The sequence below is a fragment of the Kitasatospora sp. NPDC096140 genome, assembly GCF_040303045.1.
GTDB lineage: Bacteria > Actinomycetota > Actinomycetes > Streptomycetales > Streptomycetaceae > Kitasatospora.
In genome coordinates, this window is sequence record NZ_JBEOUW010000002.1 from 21,914 (window position 1) to 42,080 (window position 20,167).

19 protein-coding genes are annotated in these 20,167 nt (G+C 74.8%); 13 read left to right on the forward strand and 6 right to left on the reverse strand.

All coding sequences use genetic code 11. The features are described 5' to 3' along the window. Positions 1 to 489: 489 nt before the first annotated feature. The 4 genes from ABT048_RS01755 to ABT048_RS01770 all read right to left on the reverse strand — a co-directional run bounded on the left by ABT048_RS01755 (position 490) and on the right by ABT048_RS01770 (position 4,905). On the reverse strand, positions 490 to 927 hold the full coding sequence (locus tag ABT048_RS01755) for a hypothetical protein (RefSeq protein ID WP_350519305.1): 438 nt from the start codon (positions 925 to 927) through the stop codon (positions 490 to 492). 21 nt (positions 928 to 948) lie between these two features. Continuing rightward, complete coding sequence (locus tag ABT048_RS01760) at positions 949 to 2,499, reverse strand: IS200/IS605 family accessory protein TnpB-related protein (protein ID WP_502893957.1); 1,551 nt, start codon at positions 2,497 to 2,499, stop codon at positions 949 to 951. Positions 2,500 to 2,551: 52 nt separating this feature from the next. After that, the gene (locus ABT048_RS01765) at positions 2,552 to 3,130 is read right to left on the reverse strand and encodes an IS607 family transposase (protein WP_350519306.1); all 579 of its coding nucleotides are present in this window, start codon (positions 3,128 to 3,130) and stop codon (positions 2,552 to 2,554) included. A 773-nt stretch (positions 3,131 to 3,903) separates the two neighbouring features. Then, positions 3,904 to 4,905, reverse strand: coding sequence for a phosphotransferase family protein (locus ABT048_RS01770; protein WP_502893958.1), 1,002 nt, complete (start codon positions 4,903 to 4,905; stop codon positions 3,904 to 3,906). A 228-nt stretch (positions 4,906 to 5,133) separates the two neighbouring features. Between ABT048_RS01770 and ABT048_RS01775 the strand changes: the two genes are divergently transcribed. Beyond that, positions 5,134 to 6,195, forward strand: a complete 1,062-nt coding sequence (locus ABT048_RS01775) for a zinc-dependent alcohol dehydrogenase family protein (RefSeq protein WP_350519307.1) — start codon at positions 5,134 to 5,136, stop codon at positions 6,193 to 6,195. Between the two features lie 110 nt (positions 6,196 to 6,305). Here the strand turns inward: ABT048_RS01775 and ABT048_RS01780 are convergent, their stop codons facing one another. After that, the gene (locus ABT048_RS01780) at positions 6,306 to 6,659 is read right to left on the reverse strand and encodes an ArsR/SmtB family transcription factor (protein ID WP_350519308.1); all 354 of its coding nucleotides are present in this window, start codon (positions 6,657 to 6,659) and stop codon (positions 6,306 to 6,308) included. 661 nt (positions 6,660 to 7,320) lie between these two features. Then, positions 7,321 to 8,193: an AfsR/SARP family transcriptional regulator gene (locus ABT048_RS01785; protein WP_350519309.1), complete on the reverse strand. Its 873-nt coding sequence runs from the start codon at positions 8,191 to 8,193 to the stop codon at positions 7,321 to 7,323. Between the two features lie 600 nt (positions 8,194 to 8,793). On the opposite strand from ABT048_RS01785, the gene ABT048_RS01790 reads away from it, so the two are divergent. The 12 genes from ABT048_RS01790 to ABT048_RS01845 all read left to right on the forward strand — a co-directional run bounded on the left by ABT048_RS01790 (position 8,794) and on the right by ABT048_RS01845 (position 20,085). Then, positions 8,794 to 10,005 (forward strand): aminotransferase class I/II-fold pyridoxal phosphate-dependent enzyme, encoded by a 1,212-nt coding sequence (locus tag ABT048_RS01790; RefSeq protein WP_350519310.1) that lies wholly within the window; start codon positions 8,794 to 8,796, stop codon positions 10,003 to 10,005. Positions 10,006 to 10,043: 38 nt separating this feature from the next. Further along, on the forward strand, positions 10,044 to 11,279 hold the full coding sequence (locus tag ABT048_RS01795; RefSeq protein ID WP_350519311.1) for a beta-ketoacyl-[acyl-carrier-protein] synthase family protein: 1,236 nt from the start codon (positions 10,044 to 10,046) through the stop codon (positions 11,277 to 11,279). Further along, a complete protein-coding gene (locus ABT048_RS01800) occupies positions 11,276 to 12,175 on the forward strand; it encodes a MaoC/PaaZ C-terminal domain-containing protein (protein WP_350519312.1) in 900 nt (299 codons plus the stop codon). The genes ABT048_RS01795 and ABT048_RS01800 overlap by 4 nt, the downstream gene beginning before the upstream one ends. Before the next feature lie 5 nt (positions 12,176 to 12,180). Next, complete coding sequence (locus ABT048_RS01805) at positions 12,181 to 13,767, forward strand: AMP-binding protein (RefSeq protein WP_350519313.1); 1,587 nt, start codon at positions 12,181 to 12,183, stop codon at positions 13,765 to 13,767. 49 nt (positions 13,768 to 13,816) lie between these two features. After that, a complete protein-coding gene (locus ABT048_RS01810; protein WP_350519314.1) occupies positions 13,817 to 14,086 on the forward strand; it encodes an acyl carrier protein in 270 nt (89 codons plus the stop codon). Positions 14,087 to 14,090: 4 nt separating this feature from the next. Next, positions 14,091 to 15,122 carry a hypothetical protein gene (locus ABT048_RS01815; RefSeq protein ID WP_350519315.1) on the forward strand — a complete coding sequence of 344 codons (1,032 nt, stop codon included), beginning with the start codon at positions 14,091 to 14,093 and terminating at the stop codon, positions 15,120 to 15,122. Beyond that, positions 15,115 to 16,029 (forward strand): tryptophan synthase subunit alpha, encoded by a 915-nt coding sequence (trpA, locus tag ABT048_RS01820; protein WP_350519316.1) that lies wholly within the window; start codon positions 15,115 to 15,117, stop codon positions 16,027 to 16,029. The genes ABT048_RS01815 and trpA overlap by 8 nt, the downstream gene beginning before the upstream one ends. Continuing rightward, positions 16,023 to 16,397, forward strand: coding sequence for an ectoine synthase (locus tag ABT048_RS01825; protein ID WP_350519317.1), 375 nt, complete (start codon positions 16,023 to 16,025; stop codon positions 16,395 to 16,397). The genes trpA and ABT048_RS01825 overlap by 7 nt, the downstream gene beginning before the upstream one ends. Before the next feature lie 184 nt (positions 16,398 to 16,581). Continuing rightward, a complete protein-coding gene (locus ABT048_RS01830; RefSeq protein ID WP_350519318.1) occupies positions 16,582 to 17,727 on the forward strand; it encodes an acyl-CoA dehydrogenase family protein in 1,146 nt (381 codons plus the stop codon). Beyond that, entirely contained in the window at positions 17,724 to 18,446 is a 723-nt protein-coding gene (locus ABT048_RS01835; protein WP_350519319.1) for a phosphoribosylanthranilate isomerase, read from the forward strand. The genes ABT048_RS01830 and ABT048_RS01835 overlap by 4 nt, the downstream gene beginning before the upstream one ends. Further along, positions 18,443 to 19,138, forward strand: a complete 696-nt coding sequence (locus ABT048_RS01840) for an indole-3-glycerol-phosphate synthase (RefSeq protein ID WP_350519320.1) — start codon at positions 18,443 to 18,445, stop codon at positions 19,136 to 19,138. The genes ABT048_RS01835 and ABT048_RS01840 overlap by 4 nt, the downstream gene beginning before the upstream one ends. After that, positions 19,135 to 20,085 (forward strand): alpha/beta fold hydrolase, encoded by a 951-nt coding sequence (locus tag ABT048_RS01845; RefSeq protein ID WP_350519321.1) that lies wholly within the window; start codon positions 19,135 to 19,137, stop codon positions 20,083 to 20,085. Before ABT048_RS01840 ends, ABT048_RS01845 begins: the two co-directional genes overlap by 4 nt. The last annotated feature ends 82 nt before the right edge of the window (positions 20,086 to 20,167 follow it).

Below are 20,167 nucleotides of genomic sequence, written 5' to 3' on the forward strand. Positions count from 1 at the left end.
CGGAGCGCAGCGCTTCTGCCGCTTCGGGGGTTCGGTGCGCAGGAAGTCGGCCCCGCCGACTTCCCGTGCCGCAGGGGGGAGGGGTGCGGCCGGCCGTCGGTGCCGCGGTCCAGTCGGCTTGGGGCGCCGTGTCGTTGACGGTGTCGCGCCGCGTCGGTGCACGGGAAGTCGGCCCCGCCGACTTCTCACGCCGGGGGCGGCCGTCGGCATGACGGGCCTGGTCCGGCAGGACGGGAGCGATGCCTGCGGCGTGCGGTGAGGGGCGGCCGAGTGCCCGGGCTTCCGGTCCGGGACACCGCACGCGAGCGCTGTCATGCCCGGCCGCTTCGGGGGTTCGGTGCGCAGGAAGTCGGCCCCGCCGACTTCCCGCGCCGGAGGTGGAAGCAGAGCGCTTCCCTCACACGCCGCTGCCGGTGCCCGTGTTCGGTGCCCGGTCCTGCGGGCCGTGGCGGTGCGCCGCCCGTGGGCGTCCGCCTCGCGCCCACCGGGTCAGTCCCCGGTGACGCCCCAGAAGCACAGCCCCACCGCCCGGCCGCCGTCCCCGTGGACCGCGGTGCAGCAGCCCGAGCCGCGCCCGAACGGCGGGAACCACCCGTCCCCGGCCCGCGCCAGGGCCGACTCCACCGCCTCCCGCGAGGGCCGTGGCGTCCCGAACAGCTCCACCGCCTCCGCCTCCTCGACCACCCGCACCTCACCGACCCCCTCGGTGTCCGCCTCGCAGCGCACCACCCACCGGACGTCGAGCACCGAATGCGCGCCGCCCTCCTCCTCCAGCACCCCGCCCGCGTCCAGCTCGGCCAGCGACGCCACCCCCAGCTCCCGCCAGTACCCGGCGTCCCGCGCGAACACCTCCTCGCGCAGGGCCTCCAGCGCCCGCTGCTCCTGCGCCTGCCACGGCGTGACGTACGACCAGCTGCTCGCTCCCATGACGGGCGACCCTAACCGTTCCTACTGACTGTGCATGAGTTGCACGGCCGGACGCCCCGAACGGTCTTGGGTGTCCTGGTCTCCCGCGTTCGCTGCCACGGTCGGCGGCGCGCATCGTGTGTGCGGTCCGGGTAGGGGAGGGCGGGTTCCCTCGCGCTCCCGGTCGCCGGTTCGGGCCTGGGCGGTCCGATGCCCACCGCGATCGCTCTGGTCGTGGTGGGGCGGTGCCGTCCGACGCCTGATCCGGTGTCCGAGGGCGCGTCGTCCGATCGCCACGGCCGCCGCCTGGTGACGGGTGACGGGGCGGTTCGGTGCGGTGAGGGGCTTTTGCCAGTGCTCGGCCCCCCACATCGAGGTGTAGGCGGGGTCCACGGCGATGACGCCGATGCCGCGCTCGGCGCTCATCGCGAGGAGCCGGGCGCGCAGCTTGCCGGTGGGGACGCCGGAGATCAGCTGCCGGAACCGCTTGCGGCGGCCGTGCTTCTCGCGGGTCCTGGAGTCGGTGAAGTCCAGGTCCTCGATGACGACGGCCCGGCATCCGGTGTCCTTGGCCCAGTGGAGGAGGCGGATGAGGGCGTGCCGGATCTGGGCGTCCCGGTGAGTGGCGGTACCGGTGAGCCGGTAGTCGAAGGTGCGGGGCTTGCCGATCGGGTTGCCGTGGGTGTCCAGGCGCCAGGCGGCGAGGTGGTCGGCGTTCATGTCCACCCCGATCACTTCTCCCGAACGCAACGACTCCAGAGGGACGATGGGGAGGTCTTTGCGCTGCCAGCTCGCGTCGAGGTACCAGCGGCTGCGATCCACGTCCACGTGGATGCGGTAGGCCACCGCCCGGTTCGTCTCGATGCGGTCGCGCCACTCTGCGCCCCGGTGCGGGAACGAGGCCTTTGCGGTGAGGACGTACCGGCCGTGCTTGCCGTTGGCCAGGTGCGCCAGTGGCAGGGGCAGCTTGATGCTGACCTCGCCGTCCGGCGTGACACGGATCTTTTCATTGCCGAACCGCTTGCCGGACTCACCGTCGGCGGAGATGAACCAGCGCTCCGCGTCCCAGCGTTCCCGCCACTGATCCTCGGTCAGGTCTGCGGCGTCGAGGTTGTGACGGGTCTTGAGCAAGCGCCGGCCACCTCGGACGACGCAGACCGTTGCGGCCTCACGCTCGGCCTTGACATGCTCGAACTCGGCTTCAAGGTGCGCCAGGCGGCGGGACTTGACGAACCACTCGCGCTTGGACCGGTATCCGCCCGGGGCGCGCTTGGTGCCCTTCTCGCCGATGGGTAGGGACAGGCGGTGGCGGATCGTTGCGATACCGGCCCGCAACGAGTCGAGGTGCTGCCACTGGGCGCGGCGGGACAGCCCCCACTGGTCATGTGTGGTCTTCGTGATCGAACCGGCCCAGCGCGCCGATGACTCCGGCGTCAGGTCACGCTTTCGGGCCGCCCACGTCTTGGAGGAGTGCTCCGGGCCGTCCCGGACACGCCGGGCCAGATCCCGGGACGCGAGCGAACCGAGGTGCTCGCCGACCCGCCGCAGGACCTTGCCGTCCTCGGCTGTCAGGCCCTTGAGCCGGTCGCGCACGCACACACCCGAAGCGGGATCGGCGACGAACGGGCGGGCGATGTCACGCAGGTCAGCCACGCTCGGTGGCCTCCAGCGCGGCCTTCGCCCGATCCGTGGCCGAGCGACGCCCGTACAAGCGGGCACAGAACGAGGTCAGTATCTCGACCGTGTCCCGCACCAGATCGTCTTCGACCTCACCCTCGTCCAGGACGACCAGGCGGCGGCCCGACGCGGCGAGCGCGGCTTCCACGAGTTCGACGTTCATCCGGCCGAGGCGGTCCTTGTGCTCGACAACGACCGTTGTCACAGCCGGATCGGCCAGCAGACGACGGGCCTTCGACCGGCCGCCGTCCATCCCGGAACCGATCTCCGATTCGACCCGGACGACACGGTGACCACCCTTGGCCGCCCATCCGGTGAGCCGGGCCGTCTGCCGCTCAAGGTCCGACTTCCGGTCATGTGAGGAGACCCGGGCATGCAGGCCGACGCCGCCGGTCGGGTCGTCGGATGCGGTGTTGGCCCCGATGTTCACCAGGATCGTGCGCGGCCCCACCCGCTCGGCCGGAACCGGCACAGTGCCCTGACGGAACCAGCGGTAAGCGGTATGGGGACTGATCCCCTGCGCTCGCGCCCACTCCGTCAGATTCACGAACGCGATCATAAGCAACTGGATTACGCCCATGCGCACTTACGCACAGTCAGGCGTTTCAACAGTTCGCCACCCCTTCGGCACCGCCCGCCTGGGGACACGGCCCCCGGCCGGTCGCGGCCGAAGAACCGGCGCAGAGCCGGTGCGCGAGGACCGTGCCCGCTGTGTCCGCCGTGCCCGGCACCTGCCCGGACCAGGACACCCCTCCGGCGAGCGCAGCCCGCACCCGCCTCGCGCGCTGCGCCGGCGGCCCGCTGCCGTGCGGGGGTGTGTGCGGGCTGCAGCGGTGGGGTGCAGCGCGTCCGTCGCTTCGGGGGTTCGGTGCGCGGGAAGTCGGCTCCGCCGACTTTTCACGCGCGGGGGAGGGGGTGCGGCCGTCGGCATCACGGGCCTGGTCCGGTAGGACGGGAGCGATGCGTGCGGTGTGCGGCGAGGGGCGGCCGAGTACCGGGCTTCCGGTCCGGGACACCGCACGCGAGCGCTGTCACGCCCGGCCCGACGGCGCCCGCCGCGGCGGGTGCGGGGCTGCAGCGGTGGGGTGCAGCGCGTCTGCCGCTTCGGGGGTCCGGTGCGTGGGAAGTCGGCCCCGCCGACTTCCCACGCACCGGCGGTGTGGCCGGCGGGCCCGGCACACGGTGGAGTCCACCGCCGCAGCCGACACGGCGGCACTGCCGCGAAGACCCGTTGCCACGCGCCGTCGACGCCCCCCGGCACCGCCCGGGTGCCGGGGGCGTGTGGCGCTGCCCGCCGTGCCTTCGTGGGGCGGTGGGGTGTCAGGCGTAGTGGTCGAACAGGGCCTGCAGGTAGTCCTCCAGGCGGGCGGTCAGCAGGGCCGGGGTCAGGTCGGTGCGGCCCAGTTCGCGCCAGGGGACGGCGACCTTCTCGGCGTCGGGGGCGAAGGCGAGGGCGTCCAGCAGGCGCCAGTACAGGTGGTCGCTCCCCTCGGCGAGGGGGGTGCCGCCGGCCGCGCGGTAGCGCTCGGCGAAGGCCAGGCCGGCGGCCGGGCCGTGGAGCAGGGCCAGGGCGGTGGAGCAGTGGGCGACGTCCAGGTCCGCCGGGCCCCAGGAGGTCTCCACCCAGTCGACGACCCCGCTGACCGCGAGGGTGTCACCGGCGCCGGTGAACAGCACGTTGCCCGGGTGGAAGTCGCGGTGCAGGAAGCACCCCCGGAACGCGGGCGCCTCGCGGCCGATCGCCTCCACCGCCCGCGCCCACAGCCCGCGGCGCCCGGTGCCCTCGGGCACGCGCACCAGGTCGGGGGCCGTCCACGCCTGCCAGGTGCGCGGGCGCTGCCCGCGGGGCACCGGCAGGGCATGGACGGCGGCGAGCTGGGCGGCCAGCAGGTCCGCGCGCCGCGGGGCGTCCGCGTCCTGGGCGACCCGCACGCTGCCGGGCAGGCGGGTCATCACCAGCGACGGGTGGTCGCACGCCCGGCCGTCCTCGTCGAGGGCGACCAGGCGCGCGGCCGGCACACCCGCGCCCTCCAGCAGGCGCAGCACGCCGGCCTCGCGGGCCAGCAGGGCCGGGGCGTGGCGGCGGTAGAACGGCGTGACGAAGGACCGCAGCACCAGCGCGTACGGCGCCCGGCCGCCCGGGCGTTCGACATCCAGGCGGCGCATCCGGGAGGTCCACCCGCCCTTGAGCGGTGTCACCGCCGTGATCCGCTCGCCGGGTGCCAGCGCCTGCCCGGCCCAGCGCAGGGTCGCGGCCCAGCCCGGGCCGCCGTCGGTGTCTGCGCCGGTGCCGCCGTCGGTGCCGCCGTCGTTTCCGATCACGGGCCAGAGCCTACGCCCCGGCCCCGCAGCCCCCGGCCCGCAGCACCCGACGCCGGCGCGGACAAGCAGGAGTTGCAGCAGCCCAACTCCCGTGCAACAGGCGGAAGCTGACCGCTATTCCGATCGCCGTCGACGTTTGACAGGGCGGTGCCGGCACGGCTTGGGTGGGGGAGCGGACGCGACGCCGGCGCCGCACCACAGGACCACCACGAGCAGGGGAGGGGCGCCATGCCCAGGACCGTCGTCTTCGAGACCACCGGCGGACCGGAGGTCCTGTCCGTGCGCGAGTGCCCGCTGCCCGAACCCGGGCCCGGCGAACTGCGCCTGCGCGTCGCCGCGATCGGCCTCAACCGCGCCGAGGCGCTCTTCCGCGCCGGCACCTACCTCGAACACCCCGCCCTGCCCGCCACCCTCGGCTACGAGGCCTCCGGCACCGTGGAGGCCCTCGGCGACGGCGTCACCGGCTTCGCCGTCGGCGACCAGGTCGACACCGTGCCCGCCTTCGACCTCAACGACTACGGCGTCCACGGCACCCACGTCCTCGTGCCCGCCCGCGCCGCCGTCCACCGCCCCCGCGGCCTCACCCCCCTCCAGGGCGCCGCCGTGTGGATGTCCTACCTCACCGCCTACGGCGCCCTCGCCGAGGACGGCCACCTGCGCCCCGGCGACCACGTCCTGCTCACCGCCGCCGCCTCCGGCGTCGGCCTCGCCGCGATCCGCACCGCCCGGCGCCTGGGCGCGATCCCCATCGCCACCACCCGCACCCGCGCCAAGGTCCCCCGCCTCCTGCAGGCCGGCGCCGCCGACGTCGTCGTCACCGGCGAACAGGACCTCCTCGCACGCGTCGGCGCCGCCACCGGCGGACACGGCGTGCGCACCGTCTTCGACCCCGTCGCCGGACCCGGCGTCCTCACCCTCGCCCGCACCCTCGCCCCCGGCGGGCGCCTGATCGTCTACGGCCGCCTCGACCCGCGCGACACCCCCCTGCCCGGCCAGGACACCTTCGCCCCCGTCACCAGCCGCTTCTACTCCATGCACGAGGTCACCCGCGACGACGAACGCCTGCGCCGCGCCCGCGCGTTCGTCACCGCGGGCCTGGCCGACGGCACCTTCACCCCCGCCGTCGACCGCGTCTTCGAAGGCCTCGACACCATCGCCGAGGCCCACCGCTACCTGGAAGCCGGCACCCAGACGGGCAAGATCGTCATCACCGTGGACGACACCGCGCACGGCACGCGGGCGGACGACACCGCGCACGGCACGCCGGCCGGCGGTGGCGCGGCGGGCTGACCCCGCGTCACCGCACGGCCGAACGCGCCCGGGCCCACGGCACGAACCGTGCCGCGGGCCCGGGAAGGCGAACCGGTGCCGGCAGGGCCCGGTGCCGGGAGGGAGCGCTGTCAGGAGGGCGCGGTGTCCAGCACCTCCGCGTCCGCGGCGGCCACCACCGCCGACAGCAGACCCGGGAAACGCCGCTCCAGCTCCTCGCTGCGCAGCGCGTTCATCTTGGTCGTGCCCACGTAGTACTGGCGCAGCAGCCCCGCCTCGCGCAGCACGCCGAAGTGGTGGCTGGAGGTCGAACGCCCGACCGGCAGGTCGAAGGAACCGCAACTCAAGTCCGCCCGGGAGTGCGCGAGCGTGCGTACCACCGACCTGCGGGCCGGATCAGCGAGCGCCTCCAGCACCTGCTGGACGCTCACGTCCTCCACACCAGGGTGCACGATCACCCGCGCCGCCACGCGTGCCCGTCCCACACCCACCACCCCTTCCCAACGCTCGACCCCCGTCCGTCCGATGGTCAAAGACCGCGCCGTGCGCGCGACTTCACGCCCCGACGCTACTACGGCAAGGCCGTCTGCCACGCCCACCGCAACACCTCCGCAACACGCCCCGGCGCAGGACACGCAAGGCCGCACCCGCCCGCACACCCCGCCCGCACACCCCACCGGCCGGGCGCGCCCGGCGGCTCACCGCACCCCGGGAGCGCCGCCCGGCCCCACCGCGCGCCCGCCGGCGCGCCGGGAAGGCCCCGCGCAGGAAGCACAGCAGCACCGGAGCCCGCCCGCGGCGCCGACGGGGCGGCCGGGGCGGACGGGGCAGCGGAGGAAGGGACGGGGAGAAGCGGACAGAGGGCGGGGGAGAAGGGGGCAGGGGGCGCCGTACGCCGGTGTGCCGCGCGGGAAGTGGAGCCGCGTAGGCGGGGCGGACAGGGCAGCGGACAAGGGGCGGGGAGAACGGGGAGAGGGGGCGGGGACGAAGGGCGCGGGAGCGGACGGGCGGCGCCGCGCGGCCCCCGGCGTCCCGTGACCGGGGCGCCGGGGCGCGGGGAGAGGGGAGGGGAGCCGGCGGCGGGGCCGCGGGGCCGTCCGCCCCTCCCGGGGTGGGGGTGGGGGTCGGGGGCGGACGGCCCGCGGGTCAGGCGGCGCGCACCGGGGTGGGGGCCGGGCGCGGCAGGCGGATCAGCGCGAGGGGCTCGAAGATGCCCATCAGCACCGGGTCCACCGGGCGCACCGCCGCCGGGGCGGGCGGCGCCGGGGTCGGGGTGCGCAGCAGCGCGAGGTAGAGCTCCTGGGTCTCGGCGGCCGGGTCGATGCCCAGCTCCTCGGCCAGCACCTGGCGCAGCTGCTGGTAGCAGCGCAGCGCCTCGGCGCGGTTGCCGGAGGCGGCCAGCGCCTCCATGCGGCAGCGGTAGGCGCTCTCGCGGAACGGGGCGCGGCGCACCGCCTCGTCGGCCCAGCGCAGCGCGTGGTGTTCTTCGCCGAGCGCGGAGGCCGCCAGGCTCGCGGTCTCCAGCGCGCTGATCCGCAGCTCGTCCACGTGCTCGCGCACCCCCTGGGCCCACTCGCCCTCGTGGTCGGGCAGGAACGCCCCGCGCAGGTTCGCCAGCGCCCCGGCGGCCAGCTGCTGCGCCACCGCGTGGCTGCCCGCGGCCAGCGCCTCCCCGGCCTCGCCGACCGCGGACGCGGCGGCTTCCAGGTCCACGGCCGCGTCCGCCGGCAGGCGCAGCACGTAGCGCCCGCCCTGGGCGATCAGCGGGGTCGCGCCCGGGCCCTGGCCCGGGTCGGTGACGAAGGCCCGCACCCGGCTCACCACGCTGCGCAGCGCCGAGGCCCAGGTGTCGGGCAGCCCGTCGGGCCAGATGGTGTCGGCCAGTTGGTCGCGGCTGGTGCCGCCGGAGCGCTCCAGCACCAGGCGGGCGAACGCCACCTGGGCCTGGGCGCTGGACAGGTGCTGCGGGGCACCGTCCTCGTGCTCGATCGCGACCAGACCGGTGAGGCGGATCAGCATCGCCGCGCCCCCGATCTGCCGGACGGACTGTCTTCCCTGAAGCCGTTCAACGTAGCTCCAACCCCCTTGAGCCAAAGCGGAAGTGACGGCCCGTGCCGGGCCGTCGGCATGGGAAACCCGGAACAGAACAAATAGCCGCCGACCAGCCGTTCGGTTTCGGCGGATTTTGACCATACATTCGCCGCGAGGCGCGGTGTCAACACCGGCCGCGAAAACATACCCGCCGGCCGGTCGATGCGTCGTGGACGCAAGGTTTCCGCACGTCAGAGCGGAACCGCAGGCCGGCGAAGCGCCTATTGCGGATGCCTTGCGCATCCTGCCGTAGAAATGTAGCCATCCTTGAGCACCCCGCGTGAACGCTTCGAGAAAGCCCGCCCGAAGCCGCCCCGGACCCCGAACACCCCGGCCCCGGCCGGAAAGCAACCGGAAGCAGCCGGAAACAAACCGGACCGAAACCGGAAGCGAACCCGGAAACCGGCAGGCCCGGAAACGGGAACCGGGAAACCGGGAAACCGGGAATCCGTGAAATCCGCGAAAGCCGTCCAGCCCCGCGAAGCCCGCAAACCGCGACAGCCGTGAAGCCGTGAAGGAGAAACGCCCGTGAACGCCACCGGAGCATGGGACCGCCTGGAGCCGAAGCTCGCCGCAACGAACGCCCGGGTGGCCGCACTGGAGTCCGACCCCTCCCGGCGCAACAGCTTCGTCGCCTACACCATGGAACGCGACAGCGCCTACTGCGACCTCGACGGCGAGCGCCTGCTCATGATGTCCGGCTACAGCTACCTCGGCCTGGCCGGCGACGAGCGCGTGGTGGCCGCCGCCAAGGCCGCCGTCGACGTCTACGGCACCGGCAACCACGGCGTGCGCGCCCTGGCCGGCACCATCCCCCTGCACGAGGAACTCGAAGCCGAGGTCGCCCGCTTCGCCCGCCGCGAACGCGCCCTGGTCTTCGGCTCCGGCTACGCCGCCAACGTCGGCACCGTCGGCGCCCTCGTCGGCCAGGGCGACACCGTCCTGATCGACAAGTACGACCACGCCTCCATCGTCGACGGCTGCCGCCTCTCGGGTGCCACCGTCACCCGCTTCCGCCACAACGACGTCGAGCACCTGGAGCGCCGCCTCAAGGCCGCCTCCCCCACCGGCGTGCGCCTGGTCATCGTCGACAGCGTCTACTCCATGGACGGCGACATCGCCCCGCTGCCCGAACTGCGCGAGGTCTGCGACCGCTACGACGCCCTCCTCATGGTCGACGAGGCCCACGCCCTGGGCGTCATCGGCAAGACCGGCGGCGGCATCGAGGAGCACTTCGACCACAAGGTCCGCGTCGACGTCAAGCTCGGCACCCTCTCCAAGGCCATCCCCTCCATGGGCGGCTGGATCGCCGGCAGCCACGACCTCATCGGCCACCTGCGCTACGCCGCCCGCCCGTTCCTGTTCTCCGCCGCCCTCGGCCCCGCCCAGACCGGCGCCGCCCTGGAGTCCCTGCGCATCCTGCGCCGCGAACCCGAGCGCGTCACCCACACCCAGGTCCAGGCCCAGCGCCTGCGCGAGCGCCTGAACGCCGCCGGCATCTCCACCATGGACTCCACCACCGCCGTGCTGCCCGTCATCGCCGGCTCCGACGACGCCGCCTACGACTACGCCACCGCCTGCCGCAAGGCCGGCGTCATCGGCCTGCCCGTCGTCACCCCCGCCGTGCCCAACGACCTCGCCCGGCTGCGCATCGCCGTCACCGCCCGCCACACCGCCGCCGACATCGACTTCGCCGCCGACGCGTTCCTGACCGCCGCCGCCCAGACCGGTCTGATCTGAGCCCCCGCCACCACCCGGCCCGCAGAGGAGAGGACGCCATGGCCCCGCACACCCGCCCCCCGATCGCCGTCACCGGCCTCGGCGTGGTCAGCCCCGCCGGCCACACCGTCCAGGAGTTCTGGCACACCGTCGCCTCCGGACGCTCCACCGCCACCGCCCTGACCGATGTGGCCCTGGCCCGCCACCGGGTACGCCTGGGCTGCCGCGTGAGCGACCTGCCCGCCGACGGGCCCGTGCCCGCCAAGGACGCCCGCCGCCTGGACCCCTTCGCCCACTACGGCACCCTGGCCGCCCTGGCCGCCCACGCCGACGCCGGAAGCCCCCGGCCCGAACCCGGGCGCAGCGCCATCGTCGTCGGCAACGCGGTCGGCGGGCGCACCACCAGCGACCGCGAGTCCGCCCTCTACACCGAGCACGGGCCGCTGCGCGTCTCGCCGCTGATGCCGCTGGTCACCATGCCCAACGCGGCCGCAGCCCAGATCGCCATGCGCCTGGCGTGGAGCGGCCCGGCGCTGACCATCGCCACCACCTGCGCCTCCAGCGCGGACGCGATCGGCCACGCCGCCCTGCTCCTGGAGACCCACCGCGCGGACGTCGTCATCGCCGGCGGCTGCGAGGCCACCCTCACCCCGGTCACCCTCGCCGCGTTCGGCAACCTCGGCGCGCACTCCCAGCGCAACGACGACCCCGCCCGCGCCTCACGGCCCTTCGACACCGAACGCGACGGCTTCGTGATGGGCGAAGGCGCCGGCTTCCTCGTCCTGGAACGCCTGGACGACGCCCGCGCCCGCGGCCGCACCCCCTACGCGCTGCTCGCCGGGTACGGCTCCAGCTCCGACGCCTACCACCTGTCCAACCCGCGTCCCGACGGCGCCGGCGCGGTCACCGCGATGCGCGCCGCCCTCGCCGACGCCGGCCTGAGCCCGGCCGACATCGCCCACGTCAACGCCCACGGCACCTCCACCGTGCACAACGACCGGGCCGAAGCCGCCGCCCTGCGCACCGTGTTCGGCCCGCACGCCGTGCCGGTCACCTCCACCAAGGGCGCCATCGGCCACCTGATCGGCGCCGCCGGGGCCGTCGAGCTGATCGCCGCCGTCCAGGCCATGAACACCCGCACCGTCCCTCCCACCGCCAACCACGAGAAGACCGAAGAGGGCCTGGACCTCGACGTCGTCCACACCGCACCCCGCCCCATCCGAAGCGGCGCGGCGCTGTCCAACTCGTTCGGCTTCGGCGGCCACAACTCGACCCTGGTGGTGACCCCGCTATGACCACGCCCGCCCCCGCGACCGCCCCGGCCCCCGCGACCGCGACCACGCCCGCCCCCGCGACCGCCCCGGCCCCCGCCGCGCCCGCGGCGCGCACCCGCCTGACCGTCACCGCCGGCGACCTGGCCGCCTACCGCGCCGCCGCCCGCACCGCCCTGCCCACCCCCGACGGCGCCGGCGCGGCGAGCCCCGCCCACCCCTTCGTCGCCGCCCACGCCCTGGCCCAGCACACCGTCACCGCCCTGACCGCCGGCGACGACGGCTTCACCGGCGTGGTCCACCTCGCCCAGGAGATCCGCACCCACACCCCCCTGGCCCCGGGCGAGGTGGACGTCAGCGTCGAACTCACCGCGGTACGCCGCGAAGCCCGCGGCACCCGCCTGGCCCTGACCACCCGCATCACCGACGCCGCCACCGCCACCCCCATCGCGGACCTCGACACCTCCGCCCTGCTGGTCGGCGCCACCCGCACCGAGGCCCGCGGCATCCTCACCCCCGCCGCCCACCCCGGCACCACTCCCGACGGCGAACCCCTCACCCTCACCCACACCCTCACCGCCGCCGACACCACCGCCTACGCCAACGCCTCCGGCGACCTCAACCCCATCCACCTCGACGACTCCGCCGCCCGGGCAGCCGGCTTCCCCGCCGCCATCGCCCACGGCATGCACCTCGTCGCCCTGGCCGCCGAGGAGATCACCGACCGCCACGCCGGCGGCGACCCCTCCCGCGTCACCGCCCTCGGCGCCCGCTTCGCCGCCCCCACCCTCCACGGCACCGAGCTGCGCCTGACGCTGCAGCCCTACGACGGTGCCACGGTGGTGCGCTTCACGATCGCCACCGACGCGGGCACCGCGGTCAAGGCCGGCTGGGCGCGGATCGCGCCGGCGGGGGAGTGACCCCGATGACCACCCACGCCACCGGCACAGCCACCACCGCCGCCGCCACCGGCACCGCCGCCGCCGGGGCCGCCACCGCGACCACCGCCGCCGACGGTGATGCCGCGACCGCCGCCGCCGAGGCCGCGCTGGCCCCGCTGCCGCTGCCCGACGCGTTCACCGCCCACGCCCGCACCCGGCCGAACGCCCCGGCCCTGCTGTGGCACGAGCGCACCGTCTCCTACGGCGAACTCGCCGCCCTCGCCGACGCCGAACGCGAGCGCCTGGCCGCCCTCGACCTGGCACCCGGGGAACCGGTGGGCCTGCTCGCCGTCAAGTCACCCGAGGCCGTCGCCCTGGTCCTGGCCTGCCTGATGGAGCGCCGCCCCTTCCTGCTGCCCTCCCCGCAGCTCGCCCCGGCGCTGCTGGCCGCCCTGTTCGCCCAGGCCGGCGCCCGCCGCCTGCTCACCCCCCGCGGCCAGGACACCCCCGCCCTGCCCGCCCTCGCCCACGCCGCCCCGCGGCCCACCCTCGCCGCCGGCACCTCGTTCATGCTCACCACCTCCGGCTCCACCGACCTGCCCAAGATCGTCCCCCTCGCGCAGGGCGCCGTCGACCGCTTCACCGCCTGGGCCCACGACACCTTCGACCTCGGCCCCGGCCGCGTCGTCGCCAACTACGCCCCGCTGAACTTCGACCTCGCCCTGCTCGACGTGTGGGCCACCCTCGCCGCCGGCGGCACCTGCCTGCTCATCGACCCCGCCCACGCGCTCAACGCCCGCCACCTGCTCGCCGAGCTCACCCACCACCGCCCGCACGTCATGCAGGCCGTCCCCCTGGCCTGGGCCCTGCTCCTGCAGGCCGCCGGCACCACCGCCCTGGACAGCGTCGAACACGCCGCGTTCACCGGCGACGCCATCGACGCCCGCACCCTCGCAGCCCTGCCCGCCCTGCTGCCCGCCGCCCGCCTCTACAACATCTACGGCTGCACCGAGACCAACGACAGCTTCCTGCACCGCCTGGACCGCCTGGACGCCGCCGCCGCCCTGCCCGTGCCCATCGGCCGCCCGCTGCCCGGCGTGCGCACCCTCATCGCCACCCCCGACGGCACCCCCCTCGACGGCCCCGGCAGCGGCGAACTGTACGTCTCCACCCCCTTCCAGGCCGCCGGCTACCTCGACCGCTCCCGCGACACCGGCCGCTTCACCACCCAGCCCGAAGGCGCCGGGGCCGGACGGCGCTGGTTCCGCACCGGCGACCTCGTCACCCGCGACGAACACGGCCGCGTCCACCTCACCGGCCGCTCCGACTTCCAGGTCAAGGTCCGCGGCGTCGCCGTCAACACCGCCGAGATCGAACGCGTCCTGCTCACCCACCCCGAGGTCCTGGAAGCCGCCGTCGCCGCCGCGAGCGACCCGCTGACCGGCAAACGCCTGCACGCCGCCGTCCAGCGCACCCCCGGCTCCACCCTCAACACCCTCACCCTGCGCGAGCACCTGGCCCGCAACCTGCCGCGCGCCGCCGTCCCCGAGAAGCTCGCCATCCACGACGAGCCCCTGCCCAAGACGGCCACCGGCAAGATCGACCGCAAGGCCGTCCTGCCCACCCCCTGAACCACCCATCCCTTTCCCAATTCCTCAACCATGCAAGGGAGTTGCCACCATGAGCAACATCACCCAGATCAAGCGGTTCCTCATCGAGGAGTTCCTGCCCGACGTCACCCCCGAGCAGCTCGCCGACGACCACGACCTGCTCTCCGACGGCGTCATCGACAGCCTCGGCGTCCTCAAGCTCATCGCCTGGGTCGAGGACCACTTCTCCCTGCCCGTCGACGACACCGACCTCGACCCGAACAACTTCCGCTCGGTCGCCGCCATCGACGCCTTCATCACCGAACGCCGCGCCGCGGCCAGCGCCACGGTGGGCGGCTGATCCCATGCACCCGGCCCTCACCGCACTCCTCGCCGGCCGCCCGGTACCCCTGGAAGCCTGGCGCTCGTGGTGGGACCAGCTGGAGCAACGCACCCTGGGCCCGGCCCGCGACAGCGACCGGGCCCAGGCGGCGGCCCTGCTGGCCAGCCTCACCACCCGCCTGCCCGAGCCCGCGACCCTCGCCGCCCTCACCACCTCCCTCACCGAACGCGCCCCCGACCCCGGCCCCGCCCACCCGGCCAGCGTCAACATCGTCGGCACCGGCGGCGGACCCGCCACCTTCAACCTCTCCACCGCCGCCGCCCTGACCGCCGCCGCCATGGGCATCCCCGTCGTCAAAACCGGCTCCCGCGCCTACACCAGCGCCGCCGGCTCCGTCGACCTCCTCGAACGCCTGGGCATCACCCTCACCTCCGGCCACGCCGCCACCGCCGACCACCTCGCCCGCCACGGCATCGCCTTCGCCGGCCCCCACGTCTACCCGCCGGCCCTCACCCGCCTGGCCCGCATCCTCTACCCCCTCACCCTCAAACCCTTCGGCGCCTTCCTCAACACCCTCGGCCCGCTGCTCGCCACCGTCCCCGTCACCGCCCAGCTCACCGGCGCCTGCGCCGCCGCCCCGCTGGACGCCCTGCGCGCCCTCGCCGCCCGCAACCCCACCCGCACCGTGTGGCTGGCCCACAACAGCGCCGGCGCCGACGAGCTCCTGCCGTTCGCCGACAACACCCTCCACACCCCCGACGGCGCCATCCACCTGCCCGCCGGATCCGTCGCCCCCGACACCGGCACCCTCGCCGACCTCGCGCCGCACCCCGACGACCTCACCGGCCACTTCCTGCGCGCCCTCAGCGCCCAGGCCGGCGACACCGCCACCCACACCATCGCGCTCAACGCCGCCGCCCTCGCCCTCGCCAGCGGCCGCCACACCCGCTGGCACACCGCCTACACCACCGCCCTGGACGCCCTCGCCGACGGCGCCCCCCGCGCACTCGCCGAACGCCTTGGCGCCCGCCCCCGGGAGGCAGCCGGTGTCTGAACCCCTCTTCCCCGACGGCGAACTCGGCCTCGCGGTCTTCCTCAACGCCGGCGACCCCGCCGGGCGCCTCGCCGACCTCGCCCACATGCTCGACGCCCACGGCACCGACGTCCTCGAACTCGCCGTCCCCTTCCCCAACTCGCCCACCGACGGCCCCGTCATCCGCCGCTCCGCCACCCGCGCCCTCGACGCCGGCACCACCCTGGACACCGTCCTCGCCGAACTCGCCGACCTCACCCCGAAACTCACCCGCCTCAAGGTCGTCCTGCTCGCCGACTGGAGCCACAGCCTGCGCCACCGCGACCCCGCCGCCACCGCCCGCGCCGTCACCCGCGCCGGAGCCGCCGCCCTCCTCGTCCACGCCCTGCCCCCACGCGTACGCCCCGCCTGGCAGCAGGCCCTGCACGACGAAGGCCTCCCGCAGGTCACCACCTGCTACCCCGCCTCCACCCCCGAGGTCCTCACCGCCGCCGCCCACGGCGCCGCCGGCGCCTACGTCTACCTCGTCGCCCACTACGGCCGCTCCGGCACCACCCCCGCCCACGGCCACCGCGCCCTCGCCGACACCGTCACCGCCCTGCGCACCGCCGCCCCCACCACCCCCGTCGCCGTCGGCTTCGGCGTCAAGACCCCCGCCGACCTCACGGCCGTCGCCGACAGCGGCGCCCACGCCGCCATCGTCGGCTCCGCCGCCGTCGCCCGCATCGAACACGCCCACACCGAAGGCCTCGACCCCGTCGAGGAGTTGCGCGCCTTCCTCACCGACCTCCGCCCCACCCGTCCCCCACAGCCGGACGCACCCGGCGGACGCACCACCGCCCACAGCACCACCAGCACCACCAGCACCGGCACCACCACCCTCACCCCCGCCAGCACCACCACCCGAGAGGAACAACCGGCATGCTGATCCGCGACATCGCCGACGTGAAGACCGTCGAGTGGGGCAACGGCCTGTCCCGCCGCTTCCTGGTGGCCAGCGACGGCCTCGGCTACAGCCTCACCGACACCATCGTCAACGCCGGCACCAAGTCCCGCCTGGAGTACCGCAACCACCTGGAAGCCTGCTACTGCATCGCCGGCTCCGGCGAGGTCATCGACATGGACGGCAACTCCCACCCCATCACCCCCGGCCGCCTGTACGCCCTCGACGAGCACGACGCCCACTACCTGGTCGCCAGCCCCCACGAGGACCTGCGCCTGGTCTGCGTCTTCTCCCCGGCCCTGCGCGGCGACGAGGTCCACCAGCTCGACGCCCACAACTCCTCCGCCTACTAACGGGCGCAGCGCCCGGGGAGCCCGCAGCGCCCGGCGCGACACCTTCCGCCCGGCGGGCCGCAGCGCCCGCAGCGCCCCGGCCCCGAGCGCGAGACCTTCTGTTCAGACGAACGCCGGCGACCCGTGCGCCGGCCTGCCACCCCGGGCCCCCGAAAGGCGGGCCCGGGAGGAAGGCGGCAACACCGTGATCCGCTGGAACGCCGACCAGAAGGCCCTGCGCGAGGGCCTGGCCCGCTTCGGCGACGACCTGAGCGCCGGCCACATCGAAGGCGACGAACAGGCCGCCTTCTCCCACGACAAGTGGCGCCTGATCCAGAAGACCGGCATCCTCTCCCTGCCCTTCGACGAACAGTACGGCGGCCTGGGCCAGTCCCTGCTCACCACCATGTACGTCCTCGAAGGCCTCGGCCAGACCTGCCGCGACGGCGGCCTCAACTTCTCCGTCACCACCTCCATCGCCTCCACCGGCGTCCCCCTGCAGGCCTTCGGCTCACCCGCCCTCAAAGAGGCCTACCTGCCCCGCATCGCCTCCGGCGAGGCCATCGGCGCCCACGCCATCACCGAGTCCGACAGCGGCTCCGACGCCATGCAGATGCGCACCCGCGCCGTACGCGACGGCGACGACTTCGTCCTCACCGGCGCCAAGACCTTCGTCTCCAACGGCCCCGTCGCCGACGTCATCGTCGTCTACGCCCGCACCCACCCCCAGGGCGGCGCACTCGGCGTCACCGCCTTCCTCCTGGACGCCGACATGCCCGGCCTCAGCTGCGGCAACCCCATCAAGAAGATGGGCCTGCGCACCTCCCCGCTGTCCGAACTCTTCCTCGACGGCGTCCGCGTCCCCAAGGACCGCGTACTGGGCCGCGTCGGCGGCGGCTTCATGGTCCTCGACCACGTCATGAAACGCGAGATCCTCTACTCCTTCATCGTCAACACCGGCGAGATGCAGCACCGCCTGGACCGCTGCCTGGACTACGCCAAGACCCGCATGTCCTTCGGCAAGCCCATCGGCTCCTACCAGTCCGTCGCCAACAAGATCGTCGACACCAAGATCCGCCTGGAAACCGCCCGCAAGTGGCTCTACGACACCGCCCAGCGCCTCGAAGCCGGTGACAACGTCACCGTCGACATGGCCATCGCCAAACTCCTCACCAGCGAGTCCAACCTCGCCACCTCCCTCGCCGCCGTCCAGGTCTTCGGCGGCAACGGCTACATGTCCGAATACGGAGTGGAGAAGGACGTGCGCAACGCCGTCGCCGGCACCATCTACTCCGGCAGCAACGAGATCCAGTACAACCGCATCGCCGCCATGCTGGGACTGGGCAAATGACCGCCCCCGCCCTCGCCCCCGCCCGCGCCCTGCGCCCCGGCCACCTCAAGGTCTGCGGCGCCCGCACCCGCGCCGACCTCGCCCTGCTCGCCGACACCGGCCCCACCCTCGTCGGCCTGTGGCACGGCGTCCCCGACGGCCCCGCCGACCTCGAACCCGAACGCCTCGCCGACCTCGCCGCCACCGCCATCCGCCTGGGCCTGGAACCCGTCCTCGTCACCTTCCTCGACGACGCCGACCAACTCGCCCGCCTCGCCCGCGCCACCGGCATCCGCTGGATCCAGCTCCACGCCTACCAGAACCCCGCCCTCGTCGCCGACCTGCGCGAAAAACTGCCCTACGCCGTCCTCGTCAAAGTCCTCCACCTCTCCCGCGGACGCTGCCTCGAACGCGCCTTCACCGGCGCCTTCGAACGCGCCGGATGCGACCTCTTCCTCCTGGACACCGTCACCGACGACGGCCGCGTCGGCTCCACCGGCCAGAGCCTGGACCCCGACCACGTCCACGCCCTGCTGCCCCGCCTCACCATCCCCTTCCTCCTCGCCGGCGGCCTCAACACCGCCAACCGCGACACCTACCGCACCGTCACCGACCACCCCCTGTACGCCGGCGCCGACATCGACACCGCCGCCCGCGACCGCACCGGCCGCCTCACCCGCGACGCCGTCACCGCCCTCACCCGCGCCTGGCACCCGCGCCTCCAGGAGGCCGCCGTATGACCTTCATCGACACCCTGCTGGCCGCCCGGCGCCCCCTCATCATGGAAGTCAAACTCCGCGACCCCCACGGCAACGACCTCCTGGGCGAACGCACCGTCACCGACCTCGTCACCCGCTACGAACAGGCCGGCGCCCCCTGCCTGTCCGTCGTCACCGGCCGCTGGTTCGGCGGCACCACCCGCCTGCTGCGCGAGGTCACCGCCACCACCACCCTGCCCGTCCTGCAGAAGGACTTCCTCACCCGCCCCGCCCAACTCGAAGCCGCCCACGCCATGGGCGCCTCCGCCGTCCTGCTCACCGCAGCCCTGCTCCCCGCCACCTCCCTGCACCGCCTGGTCACCTGCGCCCTCACCCTGGGCCTGACCCCCTTCGTCGAGATCACCGACGAACACGAACTCGACCACCTGCCCGACATCGACCGCTGCGTCGTCGCCGTCAACAACAAGGACATCCGCACCCGCGAACGCGACCCCGGCGACCTCCAGCGCAGCCTGCGCCTGCTGCCCGCCGTCCGCGCCGCCGGCTGCCGCGCCCCCGTCTCCGCCTCCGCCATCACCGACCCCCACACCGCCGCCCGCCTCCTGGACGCCGGCTACGCCGCCCTCCTCGTCGGCACCGCCCTCATGCGCACCGACGACCTCGACACCTGGCTCACCACCCTCGACACCGCCCGCACCGGGGCCCTGGCATGAGAAACGACCCGCTGCGCACCCGCTCCCTGGTCCTGGACGCCGCCGGCATCCCGCTCTCCGCCCTGGTCGCCGAACCCGAACACGGCGAACCCAAGGCCGTCATCCTCGCCATCCACGGCCGCGGCATGCGCGCCGCCTACTTCGCCGGCCCCGCCCACCCCGACACCAGCCTGCTCACCCTGGCCGCCGACCTCGGCTACACCGTCCTCGCCATCGACCGCCCCGGCCACGGCGCCTCCGCCCACCGCCTGCCCGCCGGCCAGCTCATCGCCGACCAGGCCGCCACCCTCCACGCCGCCCTCACCGACTACGCCCGCGCCCACCCCACCGGCGCCGGCGTCCAGCTCCTCGCCCACTCCTTCGGCGGCAAGATCGCCCTCCACCTCGCCGCCCACTGGCCCCACCACCCGCGCCTGCCCCTGCTCGGCGCCGACATCAACGGCCTCGCCCAGCACTACGCCCCCGGCGCCTGGGACCGCCCCGACGACCTCGCCGGCGGCGGCCGCCTCAACTGGGGCCCCCTCGGCCTCTACCCGCCCGGCACCTTCCACGCCGCCCGCACCCTGCTCACCCCCGTCCCCGCCCTCGAATCCCGCGAACTCGCCGACTGGCCCGCCCGCTACGCCGCCCTCGCCGCCCGCGTCCGCGTGCCCGTGCGCCTGACCCTCGCCGAACACGAGCACTGGTGGCGCCTGGAGGCGGCCCACCGCACCGCCCTGACCGCCGCCTTCCCCCCGGGCCTGGCCCACCTGGTCACCGCCCACGGCGCCGGCCACAACCTCTCCCTGGGCCACGCCGCCCGCCCCTACCACCTGCGCGCCCTCGCCTTCACCGACGACTGCCGCACCGCCGCGCCCGCCACCACCACGGCCCCCGCACCCGCCCCGGCGGCCACCACCCCGGCCGCCGCCCCGGCCGCGCGGCCCGTCCTGGCCGCGGTCCGCTGACCGCAGCCCGCACACCACCTGGCGCAGGGTGGGAAGAAGGGCCCCGCCGCCCCCTCGGGCAGGGACGGCGGGGCCCCGCCCC